Consider the following 12,884-nt stretch of genomic DNA (forward strand, 5'->3'; position numbering starts at 1 on the left):
GCCCCTTATGGAGAGAGAAACGATGAACACATTCAACCGCACCCTGGCCGTCGCAACACTGGCATTGGCAACCCTCAACGCCGAGGCAGCATCGCCTGTCCAGGCCGCTGCGAGCGTGTCCGCTGTCGGCAGTGTGATCCAGTCCTCCAGCTATATCACCACCAAGGATGGCGTACAGCTTTACTACAAGGACTGGGGTCCGAGGAATGGCCAGGTGGTGACCTTCAGCCACGGCTGGCCGCTGGACTCGGACAGTTGGGAAGCGCAGATGATGTTCCTCGCCTCGAAGGGTTATCGCGTAGTCGCCCACGATCGTCGCGGCCACGGCCGCTCCAGCCAGCCTTGGGAAGGCAATGACATGGATCACTACGCCGACGACCTGGCGGCAGTCATCGAAACGCTGGACCTGAAGGATGTGACCCTGGTTGGCTTCTCGACGGGGGGCGGTGAAGTGGCACGCTATATCGGTCGGCACGGCACCGGTCGGGTGAAAAAAGCCGTCCTGGTTTCCTCGGTACCACCGTTGATGCTCAAGACCGAAACCAACCCCGGCGGCCTGCCCATCGAGGTGTTTGACGGCCTGCGCAAGGCGTCCCTGGAAAACCGCTCGCAGCTGTACCTGGACATCGCCTCGGGCCCGTTCTTTGGCTACAACCGCAAGGGTGCCAAGCCGTCCCAAGGCCTGATTCAATCCTTCTGGGCGCAGGGCATGATGGGTGGCAGCAAGAATACCTATGATTCCATCGCCGCGTTTTCGGCCACTGACTTTCGCGGTGACTTGAAGAAGTTCGACGTGCCGACCCTGGTCATCCATGGCGACGACGATCAGATCGTGCCTATCGATGCTTCAGGCCGGGCTTCGGCGGCACTGATCAAGGGTGCTCGACTGATCGTCTACCCTGGCGCGCCGCATGGCTTGACCGAGACGCATAAGGACCGTCTTAACCAGGACCTGCTGAAGTTCCTCCAGGAATAAAGCAAACCCCTGCCCTGTGGGAACGAGCTTGCTCGCGATAGCGGAGTGTCAGTCAGCATTTATGTTTCTGACACACCGCCATCGCGAGCAAGCTCGCTCCCACATTTGCTCGGGTGGAACCATGCTGCCATCAATGCCGCAACAGTTTACGCAGCGGAATCTCGTCCTTGCGCACAGGGGATTTGATGACGATGTAGCTGAAGTACTTGGAGATGCCGATGTTCTTGTCCAGCAAACTTTCCATCACGTCCTGGTAGTCCTGGATGCTGCGGGTCATGAAGCGCACCAGATAGTCGTAGCCGCCGCTGATCAGGTGACATTCGAGCACTTCATCCACCAGGCGGATGTTGGATTCGAATTTGGCAAAGTCCTCACGCTTGTGGTCACTCAAGGTGACTTCAGTGAAGACCGTTACCGAATCGGTAATCTTGGCCAGGTTCAGATGGGCCTTGTAACTGGAGATATACCCCAACGATTCCAGCCGCTTGACCCGCTGCAAGCATGGGCTGGCGGACAGGCCGACGGCATCGGCCAGGCTGACGTTGGTCATGCGACCGTCTTTTTGAAGCTCTACCAAAATGCTGATGTCGATCCGGTCCAGTTTCGCTAAACCTTCCATCGCATACCTCTTGCCTGCCGTTCGTAAGACAATCTTCTAACAAAATCAGCGTCGTAAAGACAGCTGATGCTGAGCCACCAGATCAGCCATGCTGTTGATGCAATAATCCGCCGCACAGGGCGTAGTCGGGTTTTCGCTGCTGCGGCAGATCAGGCAAACCGCCCCGACCTCCCGTGGACGGGCGCCCGGACGGGTTATCTGTAGAATAGCTTCGGCATCGAGATCGTTGCTCAGCAACCAATCGTGATCCTGCAACGGGTCGCTCGCCAGGGAAATGAAATCATCCGGCTCGATGCCCAGGCGCTCGCACAGGGCACCCCGGTCCTCGGCATCACGATCGCCCAGCACCAGCAGGCGATAGAATTTGCGCAGGTAGAGCATCGCCCCCGGCGCATCCTCGAACAGCGTCCAGCCGGCAGCCGAGCGAGCGAAACTCATGCCCTCCTCCCAACTGACCTTGAGCTTCCAGCGTTCGGCCAATTGGCGGTGGGCGAAACACAGCAATCCGCTGAAGCCCAGTTCGCCGAAGCGTGGGTACAGGGCCTGCAAAACCTCGTCGAACTCGGCCAGCACCTGCGCTTTGTCCGGTGGATTGCCATGGTTTTCCAATAGCGGCTGCAAGGCCGCCCAGACGCCGGAGTCGCGATCCACCAGAACCTCATCGCAGTCGATCAACAACGCTCGATATTCAGTCAGCCTCATGGGTAAAGCCTCCGATGATGTCCATCAATTCACGCTCCATTAATGGCGTGGGCGCTTGCCTTGGCAAACGCCCCGAACGCCAGGCGTTTCAGCCCGTGACCCGGGCCAGTGCAGCGTCGAGAATCTGCAACGCTTCGTCAATCTGCGCTTCGCTGGTCACCAGCGGCGCCAGGAAGCGCAGCACGTTGCGGTAGACCCCGCACTTGATCACCAACAAGCCACCGGCGCGGGCTTCGTCGATCAAGCGTTGGTTCAGGTCGGCATCCGGCGTGCGTGCGTCATCATGCTTGATCAGCTCAATCGCGAGCATGAAACCGCTGCCACGCACGTCACCAATCTGCGGGTATCGGGCTTGCAGGCGCAACAGGCCCTGGCGCAGGCGATCGCCCAGGGCTTCGCCGCGAGCCAGCAGTTGTTCTTGCTCGTAGGCCTCAATCACCGCCAGCGCCGCCGCACAGGACAGCGCGTTACCGCCGTAGGTACCGCCCAGGCCACCGGGCAACGGTGCATCCATGATCTGGGCCTTGCCAACCACACCGGACAGCGGCAGGCCACCGGCGAGGCTTTTGGCGACGGTGACCAGGTCCGGTTGGATGCCAGCATGCTGGAAACCGAACCATTTGCCGGTGCGACCAAAACCGGTCTGGATTTCATCGAGGATCAGCACGATGCCGTGCTTCTGGGTCAGGGTACGCAGGCCTTGAAGAAACTCGGCCGGTGCCGAAAGGAAACCGCCGTCGCCCTGCACCGGCTCGATGATGATTGCCGCAACCCGTTCAGGCGCCACTTGGGTCGCCAATAGTTCGTCCAAGGCCTGGAGCGCCATTTCGCTGGTGACACCGCGATAGGCATTCGGATACGGGGTATGGAAGACCTCCGGCGCGAACGGGCCGAAATTCTGCTTGTAGGGTTGGCTCATCCCCGTGAGGGTGGTGCCGAGCAAAGTCCGACCGTGGAACCCGCCGCGAAAGGCGATCACCGCCGAGCGGTTGGTGTGGGCACGGGCAATCTTCACGGCGTTTTCCACCGCTTCGGCGCCGGAGGTGAAAAAGGCTGCTTTGTAGTGCTCCTGGCCGCCGATCATTTCGCACAGCCGCTGGGCCAGGTCCAGATAGGGCTTGTAGGCCACGACCTGGAAGCAGGCATGGGAGACTTTCTGCAATTGAGCCTGCACCGCCGCAACCACCTTGGGATGATTGTGGCCGATGTTCAACACACCGATGCCGCCGACGAAATCCAGGTAGCGCTTGCCGTCCACATCCCACAGTTCCGAGCCTTGGGCCCTGTCGATGACCAGCGGGTGTGCGGTGACCAGACCACGTGGCACGAATTGATCACGCTGACGGAGCAGACTTGGAGTTTCTTCGACTTTACTGTTCATGGCATTTCCCATCGTGAGCCTCGCACCCAGGAAGCGGCTGCGGTGTGTTCACAGGTTAAGGGTTCGACGCGATTGTCTAAGCCGAACTTGGCCGCTGAGAAATCCGGATCGACTGTTTACACCCCGGCAAACAGCAGAATCCTCCAGCGACCTCCCGGCCCGAGGAATCTGCTGGGAGGGGTACCTTACAACGCAGCGTGATGCTTCTATACGGGCGCTTTCGACAGATCCTGCTCTGGCGTTGAGGCATCCTAGGTATTCCTCAATTCAGGCGAGAAGTGCTCCATGGCCCTGCTTTATAAAGCTGATCCGGTACGCGGCGAACACTGGCGGCGCCTGTTCGCCGAACACGCGCCGGATATCCAGTGGCGTGCCTGGCCGGACATCGGCGACCCGCGGGAGATTCGTTACCTGGCGGCCTGGCAGGCACCGGACGACATCGAAACGTTATTGCCAAACCTGGAGGTGCTGTTCGCCCTGTCAGCCGGTGTCGATCAGCTCGACCTCGCTCGCTTGCCAACCACGCTGCCAGTGGTGCGCTTGCTTGACCCGGGCATCAGCCAAGGCATGTGCGAGTACGCCAGTTTCGCCGTGCTCAGCCTGCACCGGGACATGTTGCGCTATCGCCAGCAACAGGCCGAACGGTGCTGGCAAGCACACCGCTTGGTGCCCGCGCAGCAGCGTCGGGTCGGCGTCATGGGCCTGGGTTTGCAGGCGCGACAGATACTCGCCACCTTGAAGACATTTGGCTTTGCCTTGTCGGGTTGGGCTCGCAGCGAGCATCACATTGACGGGGTGGAGTGCTTTGCCGGTGACGAGCAATTGCCGGCCTTTCTCGGCCAGTGCGACATAGTGCTGTGTGTCCTGCCGTTGACCGAGCACACCCGGGGGATTCTCGACCGCCAACTGTTCCAGCAACTGCCCAAGGGCGCGGCCTTGGTCAACATGGGCCGGGGTGGGCACCTGGTAGAGGCGGATCTGCTGGAAGCGCTTGCCGAGGGCCAGCTCAGCGCGGCGGTGCTCGATGTACTGGAGCAGGAACCGGCGCCCGCGGACCACCCGTTCTGGCAACATCCGCAGATCCTGCTGACACCGCACATCGCGGCAATGACCCAACCCGAGAGCGCATTTGGCGTGTTGCTGGAGAACATCCGCCGGCATCAGCGGGGTGAGGCGATGCTGGGGTTGGTGGATCGGGCGCGCAGTTATTGAAGAAACCGCGGCTACCGTAGGGACATAGCAAAATGATAGCATTCGGCCTTCAAGCCATCTGAAGGACCAGCATGCATGAAGCAAACGACCAAGACACAGCGATTGGTGGCACTTCACACGCTTGTAACCGCTTACACCCGTGAAGCCCATGAAAAAAATCTGTTGCCCAGCGATCACGCCGCACTCGCCTGGTTCACTCGGTTCAACTATTTGAATCCGGTCAGCTGGGCACTCGACCCCCACAAGATCCCCTACATCGCGGCCACGGCCCTTATTGACAGCTACTCCTGTCTCCCACGCAGACCGGACATGGCGTTTACTTACCTATGGACCGCGACGAACAGCTGCTACAACGATCTGTATATGAAGTCGTCCGGCAATGCGGAAAGTCTTGGCGACTCCAAAGCCATTGAAAAATCCCTGGCCGAAATCAACAAGTTCATGCAGGCGAACATCGCATTGCCGCCGGACGCAAGCCTGGCCGCCGCGTCCAGCACGCCCGCAGACATTACCCTGGACTTCATTGGACGCCTGCCTGACAAGACCCTCCATTTCGTCGCCTCTTACATCCTCAAGGGCATGGCGATCGAGAAACACAACGAGCTCGCCAAGACGAAAAAAACGAACGAGATAAGAAAAATCCATATTTCGTCTTCGTACAAAACTTTCAAAAGCAAATTCCCAGTGATGTTCAACCACTTCTACTGGACCTTTGGCCAAGCCTATTCAGCGCTGTGCACCCTCAGCGAGACCCCGGACAAAACAGACGTCAGCTACGGAATAACCGACAGCGAAAAGTCACGGAAAATCACCCACGCGCTTGGAAAGGAGATCAAGAAAATCCTTGTCCAGATACCCGTAATCGACCAGTTCGACGACCTCGGCAAGCCCAAGATGCAAGCGCCGTCGTTGTCCGGGGAAAGTCAGCGATTGGAGTTCCTGGTGTTCGGCATCCTGTACGCGGCACGAAACAACAACGCCCACGGGAATGTAGCGTCGCGCGTGAACAGCATATTTTCGGACGACCGGAGCATTGTCGCTGCCACGTGGATTTTTCTATTTGGCTACTTCTACCTGTCGCTGATCCTCGTCAGCTTGCGCGCCATTGACATGGACGACCTGCACATCCATGCCTTGAATGTCTCTTTGTCGGGTCCGCAATGACAACCTATCGCCTGACCGCCTTGAGTGGCGAACAGTTCGACTTTGCCACGCGCGACGAACGGAACGAATTCATCCAGGCGGAACTGTCTTTCTGGAAGGCCACTGCCAAGGAACTCAAGAAAGAAAGACTCGAACGCCATCAAACGTTGGAAAACATCAGCAGCACCCTCGCGATTTTTGAGTATGAGCTGAGGACCGAAGAGTTTGACTTCATCTATGAAGAAGCACCGGAAGAAAAGCTTGCTGAGGTCTGGATCTATAGTGGATCGGCCGCCACGCTGAAATGGCTGGAGATTCATTCGACCGAACCCGAGGTTGCCAATGGCTTCTACGACGCGACCTTTCTGAACAAGAGTGACAAGCTTCACTCCTTCAGCAACCTCACCGGGTACCTGGCGGCCTACGAGTTCAAGCTTCCGTCACGCAGTACGGTCACCCGGCGCTCTGCTTCGGAAACCGCGATATTGCGTGACATCCATTCAAATTTCTTCAAGGCAAAGGCCAGGCTGATAAAGAAAGCCAGAAAGGAAATGGATGACTTTGCCAACTGGCAGGAAACCGAAGAAGAGACCTGGAGGAAACGTCTCGCTACCCTGGAAGCCACTTATCAGGAAAAACTGCGACTGGAAGGCCCGGCAACGTATTGGGCAAGAAAGGCCAATGAACACCAGACGCGGGGCTACATCTGGACGGGCGTACTCGGTATCACGCTGTTCTTTTCTGTCATCAGCCTGTGGACCTCCTTCAACATCTGGTTGAGTGGCGATCGCACGCCGATTGCCCTCAACCAGGTCGAGGGCGCGCTCATTTTCGTGGCGCTTCTATCGACCCTGGCCTTCACTGCCAAGACACTGTCCCGGTTGATTTTCAGTGCCTTTCACTTGCAACGTGACGCCGAAGAACGCGAGCAACTTACGCACCTGTACCTGACGCTCAGCCAGGACACACAAGTTGACGAAGAGTCGAGGAAAATCATCCTCCAATCCTTGTTCAGTCGTTCGGAGACAGGGCTGATTTCCAACGAGTCGGGGCCGGCCATGCCAGGGTTGACCGACCTGCTCTCCACCTTCAAGAAGACCTGACGCCCCACCTGAAAAGCCGCCCGCCCATACCCGTGATGTACTGCTTGTAGCAGGCCGGGCCATGACTCATGGCCCGGTATTAACTGCTGGTCAAGCCGTCGTTTCGAGCAAGAAATGTGGTCGCCGGTGCCGTTGCTTGCCAAACCTGCCGAATCCATTGGAGGCCCTTGCCAGGCCTCGTTTCAAGTGAGATACAACCACTTGCAACGCCTAAAAAGCCGTCCAATCAAGTGCCTTTCCAATGGTGATTCGCCATGTCCAGCTCGCAACGCCCCACCTACTTCTATCGTTCCATGACCGCCGCTGATGTGCCTGCGGCGCACGCCTTGTCCGTGCAGTTGAAATGGCCCCATCGCCTGGAAGACTGGGCGATGTTGCAACGTGTCGCCCAGGGTTTTGTCGTGGAAGACCAGGGCCGTTTGATCGGAACGGCGTTCACCTGCGCCCAAGGGGACTACGCCACCATCGGCCTGGTGATTGTCGACGATGAGTACCAGGGCCAGGGGATCGGTCGCAAACTGATGGAACTGGCGATCGAGGCATGCGGCGCGCGGACCGCCGTGCTCAATGCGACGCTGGCCGGTGCCCCGCTGTATGCCAGCCAGGGGTTCGTTGATTTTGGGCATATCCAGCAGCACCAAGGGCAAGCGCGGGTGCCGGCTCCACAAGAACTGGCCGCCGGCGAACACTGCCGCGTGCTGGGCGAAGCCGATCACGCCGAGTTGATCAAACTGGCCAATGCCGGTAGCGGGCTGGAACGGACCGCCGTGCTCAATGACCTGTTCGGCGTCGTTGAACATTCAGTGGGGATCGAGCGAGACGGGCACCTGTGCGCCTTCGCCCTGCTGCGCCCCTTCGGCCGTGGCCGCTGCATTGGCCCGGTCATTGCCCAGAACCTGGAACAGGCCCGGCACTTGATCGCCGTGCTGCTGGCCGAAGTGCCGGACGCATTCGTTCGCATCGACATTCCCTCAAACAGTGGCCTGGCGCCTTGGTTGGAAGAGGTCGGGCTCAAACAGGTCGACACCGTCGCCCAGATGGCCCGTGGCACCCCGCCAGCGGCCAGCGGTGCGGTGCGGCAATTCGCGCCGGTGACCCAGGCCATTGGCTGAAAAACCGTCTTGATCAACGCTTCCCTGGAGAATCACCTTCATGCTCGAACCCACAGCAGTGTTGCTGGCACACGCCGATGGCCGTCTCGCCTCGACCTCATTCACCCCCGGCTCGCTGGCGGCCAACGATCCGTTCGACAGGCTCATCGCCTACACCGGGGCGGATGGCATCGCCGCCGGCGTGGTCCGGGGGAACGGGCGGTTCAGCGTCGATGAATACCCGTTCAGCGAAACGATCGTGGTGCATGCCGGCGCGGTGACGTTGCGCAGCCAGGCGCAAACGCTGCAGCTCAAGCCGGGTGAAAGCGCGGTGATCGGCCGGGGGACGGCGCTTGAGGTCGAGGCGCAGGCGGAGTCTCTCTGGGCTTTCTGCGCCGACACCCAACTTGTCGAAGAACGTCATCCCGGGCTCACGGCACTCCCCGCCCACACCCTGCTCTCGCCCTCTGCGCCACCGGACGACGAGATCCTGCTGAGCCCGCCGCCGCAATGTCGTTCCCACAATCTGTTTGTCGAAGAGGCGAGCAACCTGCGCATCGGCATCTGGGACTCGACGCCCTACACCCGCAAGTCTCGGCCGCACAAGCTGCATGAACTGATGCACCTGCTCGAAGGCAGCGTCACCTTGCAGGTGGCCGATGGCAGCGACTTGACGGTCAACACTGGCGATACCGTATTCGTCCCGCTGAATGCACCGTGTGCCTGGAAGAGCAGCGTTTATGTGCGCAAGGTCTACGTCGTCAAATAATCCGGCGTACGACAGTCACACCGCTATCGCGAGCAGGCTCGCTCCCACAGTGGACCTGCGCCAGCCGCAAAACCGAAGGGCGCCCCAGATCAAATGTGGGAGCGAGCCTGCTCGCGATGGCGGCGGCACATCCAACATCATTGCAAGCTGATCCGCCGCTATCGCGAGCAAGCTCGCTCCCACAGGGGACCTGCGCCAGCCGCAAAACCGAAGGGCGCCCCAGATCAAGTGTGGGAGCGAGCCTGCTCGCGAAGACGGCGGCACATCCAACATCATCGCAAGCTGATCCACCGCTATCGCGAGCAAGCTCGCTCCCACAGGGGACCTGCGCCAGCCGCAAAACCGAAGGGCGTCCCAGATCAAATGTGGGAGCGAGCCTGCTCGCGAAGACGGCGGCACATCCAACATCATCGCAAGCTGATCCACCGCTATCGCGAGCAAGCTCGCTCCCACAGGGGACCTGCGCCAGCCGCAAAACCGAAGGGCGCCCCAGATCAAATGTGGGAGCGAGCCTGCTCGCGAAGACGGCGGCACATCCAACATCATCGCAAGCAGACCCACCGCTATCGCGAGCAAGCTCGCTTCCACAGTGGACCTTCGCCAGCCGCAAAACCGAAGGGCGCCCCAGATCAAATGTGGGAGCGAGCCTGCTCGCGAAGACGGCGGCACATCCAACATCATCGCAAGCAGACCCACCGCTATCGCGAGCAAGCTCGCTTCCACAGTGGACCTTCGCCAGCCGCAAAACCGAAGGGCGCCCCAGATCAAATGTGGGAGCGAGCCTGCTCGCGAAGACGGCGGCACATCCAACATCATCGCAAGCTGATCCACCGCTATCGCGAGCAAGCTCGCTTCCACAGTGGACCTTCGCCAGCCGCAAAACCGAAGGGCGCCCCAGATCAAATGTGGGAGCGAGCTTGCTCGCGATGGCGGCGGCGCATCCAACATCATTGCAAGCTGATCCGCCGCTATCGCGAGCAAGCTCGCTCCCACAGGGGAACCATGGTGGATATGATCTGGCGGCAAAAAAAAGCCCGCAGTGTGAGCGGGCAAAAAGTGTCACAGGTTTGTCCGGCGTCCCTGCCGGGTTAAGCCTCAAAGTGCTGCGGCGATCGCACGGCCAACATCCTGGGTCGAGCCCTGCCCACCCAGATCGGGGGTGATGGGGCCTTCGGCGATTACTTGTTCGATGGCCTTGAGAATCCCATCATGGGCCGCGCGATAACGCTCATCGCCGTTCCCCAAAAAATCCAGCATCAAGGCACCGGACCAGATCATCGCGATCGGGTTGGCGATGTTCTGCCCGTAGATATCCGGCGCTGAGCCATGCACCGGCTCGAACAACGACGGGAAGCGCCGCAGCGGATCGAGGTTGGCCGACGGGGCGATGCCGATAGTGCCGGCGCAGGCCGGGCCCAGGTCAGAGAGGATGTCGCCGAACAGGTTCGACGCCACCACCACATCGAAGCGATCCGGCTGCAACACGAAACGCGCGCAGAGGATGTCGATGTGTTGCTTGTCCCACTTCACCTCCGGGTACTGCTCGGCCATCAATGCCGTGCGCTCGTCCCAGTACGGCATGCTGATGGAGATACCGTTGGATTTGGTCGCTGCGGTCAGGCGTTTGCGCGGTCGGGTCTGGGCCAGGTCGAAGGCGAACTTGAGGATCCGGTCGACCCCGCGGCGAGTGAATACCGACTCCTGAAGCACGAACTCATGCTCGGTGCCTTCGAACATCTTGCCGCCGACCGAGGAGTATTCGCCCTCGGTGTTCTCGCGGATCACCACGAAATCGATATCCCCCGCTTCGCGCCCGGCCAGCGGACAGGGTACGCCCGGAAACAGACGCACTGGACGGATGTTCACGTACTGATCGAAGTCGCGGCGAAACTTGAGCAACGAGCCCCACAGGGAGATGTGATCGGGCACCTTGTCCGGCCAGCCCACGGCGCCGAAGTAGATCGCGTCGAAGCCCTTGAGCTGTTCGAACCAGTCCGCGGGCATCATCTGCCCGTGCTCCAGGTAGTAATCGCAGTGGGCCCAATCGAGCACTTCGATGTCCAGCGACAGCTGCCACTTTTTCGCGGCCTGCTCCAGCACTCGCAGCCCTTCCGGCAGGACTTCCTTGCCGATACCATCGCCGGCGATGGCGGCGATTCGAAATGGTTTGCTCATCAAGCGTACCTCCCTAATGTCTGTTCAAACGCTGGCCGCATCACAGCCCACCGATGTGGAAGGCTTTGACTTCAAGGTATTCGTCCAGGCCGTATTTGCTGCCCTCGCGTCCCAGGCCCGACTGTTTGATGCCGCCGAACGGGGCGACTTCCATGGAGATCAGCCCGGTGTTGAGACCGACCATGCCGAACTCCAGCGCCTCGCCGAAGCGCCATGAACGGCGCAGGTCCTGGGTGAAGTAATAAGCGCCCAGGCCATACGGCGTGGCATTGGCCAGGGCCAGTGCCTGCTCCTCGGTAGTAAAGCGCATCAGCGGCGCAACCGGGCCGAAGGTTTCTTCGCTGGCCAGCAGCATTCCGGCGTGGGCCTCGCCCAGCACCGTTGGCTCGACAAATTGACTGTCGCCCTCGGGAACACCACCACAGAGCAGACGCGCGCCCTGACTCAACGCATCGTCGATATGCCGGGCGACTTTGTTCACCGCAGCCAGGTTGATCAGCGGACCGATCGTCACCCCAGCCTCCAGGCCGTTGCCGACCTTGAGCTTGCCCACCTCCTCCACGAGGCGCTCGGCGAAGCGTTGGTAGATGCCGTCCTGCACCAGGATGCGGTTGGCGCAGACGCAGGTCTGGCCGGCGTTGCGAAACTTGCTGAGCATGATCCCGGCCACCGCCTGCTCCAGGTCCGCGTCGTCGAACACAATGAACGGCGCATTGCCGCCCAGCTCCAGGCTCAAGCGCTTGATGTGTTCGGCGCTCTGACGCATCAGCAGCCGCCCGACAGCAGTGGAGCCGGTGAAGGAAATCTTGCGCACCGTCGGGTTGCCGGTCAGCTCCTCGCCGATGCCGGCCGGCAGGCCAGTGACAACGTTGAACACCCCGGCCGGAATCCCGACCCGCTCAGCCAGCACCGCCAGCGCCAGGGCCGACAAAGGCGTCAGGTCGGAGGGTTTGACGATGACCGGGCAGCCCGCCGCCAAGGCCGGCGCGCACTTGCGGGTGATCATCGCATTGGGGAAATTCCACGGGGTGATCGCCGCACAAACACCAACCGGTTGCTTGAGCGTGAGCAGGCGACGGTCGCCGCTGGGCGCCGGGATGGTTTCGCCATAAACCCGCCGGGCTTCTTCGGCAAACCATTTGGCGAAGCCGGCTCCATAGCGGATTTCGCCTTTGGCTTCGTTCAGCGGCTTGCCCTGTTCGCGGGTCATGATCAGCGCCAGGTCGTCGAGGTTGTCGATCATGGCCTGGTACCAACGCTCCAGCAGCACCGCACGCTCAGCCGCCGGCCGCGCTCGCCAGGCCGGCCAGGCACGCTCGGCCGCCTCGATGGCGCGGCGGGTTTCCACGCCTTGCATGGCCGGCACCCGGGCCAATACTTCACCGGTCGCCGGGTCGATGACATCCAGGGTGGCCGCGCTATCGGCGCCGATCCACTGACCATCGATGTAAGCGAGTTCTGCCAACAGGCTGGGGTCTTTCAATTGATTCTTGAGCATGGTCGCGTCCTGTTCCGAGGTGATTCCAGTCTAAGGAGATGCCACGGGGCAGGATGCTGAAAGCGGGGTTTGGGCAGTGTTGGATGCTGAAATTTGCGGGGAAGCAGCAGGCTCTACTGAGTGGCTCAGCTCGCTCCTGCCACCCCTGTGGGAGCGAGCTTGCTCGCGATAGCGGTGGGTCAGTTGATGCCAATGTTGACTGTGCCGTCGTCATC

Annotated in this window: 11 protein-coding genes; 6 read left to right on the forward strand and 5 right to left on the reverse strand. The window is 60.5% G+C overall.

All coding sequences use genetic code 11. The annotated features are described in order from the left end of the window. The first annotated feature begins 22 nt into the window (after positions 1–22). Positions 23–976, forward strand: coding sequence for an alpha/beta hydrolase (locus SGN16_RS18060; RefSeq protein WP_339101734.1), 954 nt, complete (start codon positions 23–25; stop codon positions 974–976). Between the two features lie 130 nt (positions 977–1,106). Here SGN16_RS18060 and SGN16_RS18065 read toward each other — a convergent pair whose 3' ends face one another. From SGN16_RS18065 to gabT, 3 genes are all read right to left on the reverse strand, one after another. Beyond that, positions 1,107–1,595: an Lrp/AsnC family transcriptional regulator gene (locus SGN16_RS18065; RefSeq protein ID WP_003203167.1), complete on the reverse strand. Its 489-nt coding sequence runs from the start codon at positions 1,593–1,595 to the stop codon at positions 1,107–1,109. 45 nt (positions 1,596–1,640) lie between these two features. Further along, complete coding sequence (locus tag SGN16_RS18070) at positions 1,641–2,297, reverse strand: 2-haloalkanoic acid dehalogenase (RefSeq protein WP_339101735.1); 657 nt, start codon at positions 2,295–2,297, stop codon at positions 1,641–1,643. 88 nt (positions 2,298–2,385) lie between these two features. Continuing rightward, positions 2,386–3,678, reverse strand: a complete 1,293-nt coding sequence (gene gabT / locus SGN16_RS18075) for a 4-aminobutyrate--2-oxoglutarate transaminase (RefSeq protein ID WP_339101736.1) — start codon at positions 3,676–3,678, stop codon at positions 2,386–2,388. A 285-nt stretch (positions 3,679–3,963) separates the two neighbouring features. Here gabT and SGN16_RS18080 point away from each other — a divergent pair, with 285 nt between their 5' ends. From SGN16_RS18080 to SGN16_RS18100, 5 genes are all read left to right on the forward strand, one after another. After that, positions 3,964–4,890, forward strand: coding sequence for a glyoxylate/hydroxypyruvate reductase A (locus SGN16_RS18080; protein ID WP_339101738.1), 927 nt, complete (start codon positions 3,964–3,966; stop codon positions 4,888–4,890). A gap of 75 nt (positions 4,891–4,965) precedes the next feature. Then, positions 4,966–6,054, forward strand: coding sequence for a hypothetical protein (locus SGN16_RS18085; RefSeq protein WP_339101740.1), 1,089 nt, complete (start codon positions 4,966–4,968; stop codon positions 6,052–6,054). Continuing rightward, on the forward strand, positions 6,051–7,136 hold the full coding sequence (locus tag SGN16_RS18090; protein WP_339101741.1) for a DUF6161 domain-containing protein: 1,086 nt from the start codon (positions 6,051–6,053) through the stop codon (positions 7,134–7,136). The genes SGN16_RS18085 and SGN16_RS18090 overlap by 4 nt, the downstream gene beginning before the upstream one ends. Positions 7,137–7,390: 254 nt before the next feature. Continuing rightward, positions 7,391–8,248 carry a GNAT family N-acetyltransferase gene (locus SGN16_RS18095; protein WP_339101742.1) on the forward strand — a complete coding sequence of 286 codons (858 nt, stop codon included), beginning with the start codon at positions 7,391–7,393 and terminating at the stop codon, positions 8,246–8,248. Between the two features lie 40 nt (positions 8,249–8,288). After that, positions 8,289–8,996 (forward strand): cupin domain-containing protein, encoded by a 708-nt coding sequence (locus SGN16_RS18100; RefSeq protein WP_339101743.1) that lies wholly within the window; start codon positions 8,289–8,291, stop codon positions 8,994–8,996. A gap of 1,095 nt (positions 8,997–10,091) precedes the next feature. Here SGN16_RS18100 and SGN16_RS18105 read toward each other — a convergent pair. Beyond that, positions 10,092–11,171 carry a tartrate dehydrogenase gene (locus SGN16_RS18105; RefSeq protein WP_210639363.1) on the reverse strand — a complete coding sequence of 360 codons (1,080 nt, stop codon included), beginning with the start codon at positions 11,169–11,171 and terminating at the stop codon, positions 10,092–10,094. 40 nt (positions 11,172–11,211) lie between these two features. After that, entirely contained in the window at positions 11,212–12,669 is a 1,458-nt protein-coding gene (locus tag SGN16_RS18110; RefSeq protein WP_335944297.1) for an NAD-dependent succinate-semialdehyde dehydrogenase, read from the reverse strand. Positions 12,670–12,884 lie beyond the last annotated feature (215 nt).

Origin of the sequence: Pseudomonas sp. G166, from assembly GCF_037027455.2 — a bacterium.
GTDB lineage: Bacteria > Pseudomonadota > Gammaproteobacteria > Pseudomonadales > Pseudomonadaceae > Aquipseudomonas.

Bases quoted from the DNA above. Each gene is read 5' to 3' on its own strand.
- SGN16_RS18060 (WP_339101734.1), top strand. From the start codon at position 23: ATGAACACATTCAACCGCACCCTGGCCGTCGCAACACTGGCATTGGCA.
- SGN16_RS18065 (WP_003203167.1), bottom strand. From the start codon at position 1,595: ATGGAAGGTTTAGCGAAACTGGACCGGATCGACATCAGCATTTTGGTA.
- SGN16_RS18070 (WP_339101735.1), bottom strand. From the start codon at position 2,297: ATGAGGCTGACTGAATATCGAGCGTTGTTGATCGACTGCGATGAGGTT.
- gabT (WP_339101736.1), bottom strand. From the start codon at position 3,678: ATGAACAGTAAAGTCGAAGAAACTCCAAGTCTGCTCCGTCAGCGTGAT.
- SGN16_RS18080 (WP_339101738.1), top strand. From the start codon at position 3,964: ATGGCCCTGCTTTATAAAGCTGATCCGGTACGCGGCGAACACTGGCGG.
- SGN16_RS18085 (WP_339101740.1), top strand. From the start codon at position 4,966: ATGAAGCAAACGACCAAGACACAGCGATTGGTGGCACTTCACACGCTT.
- SGN16_RS18090 (WP_339101741.1), top strand. From the start codon at position 6,051: ATGACAACCTATCGCCTGACCGCCTTGAGTGGCGAACAGTTCGACTTT.
- SGN16_RS18095 (WP_339101742.1), top strand. From the start codon at position 7,391: ATGTCCAGCTCGCAACGCCCCACCTACTTCTATCGTTCCATGACCGCC.
- SGN16_RS18100 (WP_339101743.1), top strand. From the start codon at position 8,289: ATGCTCGAACCCACAGCAGTGTTGCTGGCACACGCCGATGGCCGTCTC.
- SGN16_RS18105 (WP_210639363.1), bottom strand. From the start codon at position 11,171: ATGAGCAAACCATTTCGAATCGCCGCCATCGCCGGCGATGGTATCGGC.
- SGN16_RS18110 (WP_335944297.1), bottom strand. From the start codon at position 12,669: ATGCTCAAGAATCAATTGAAAGACCCCAGCCTGTTGGCAGAACTCGCT.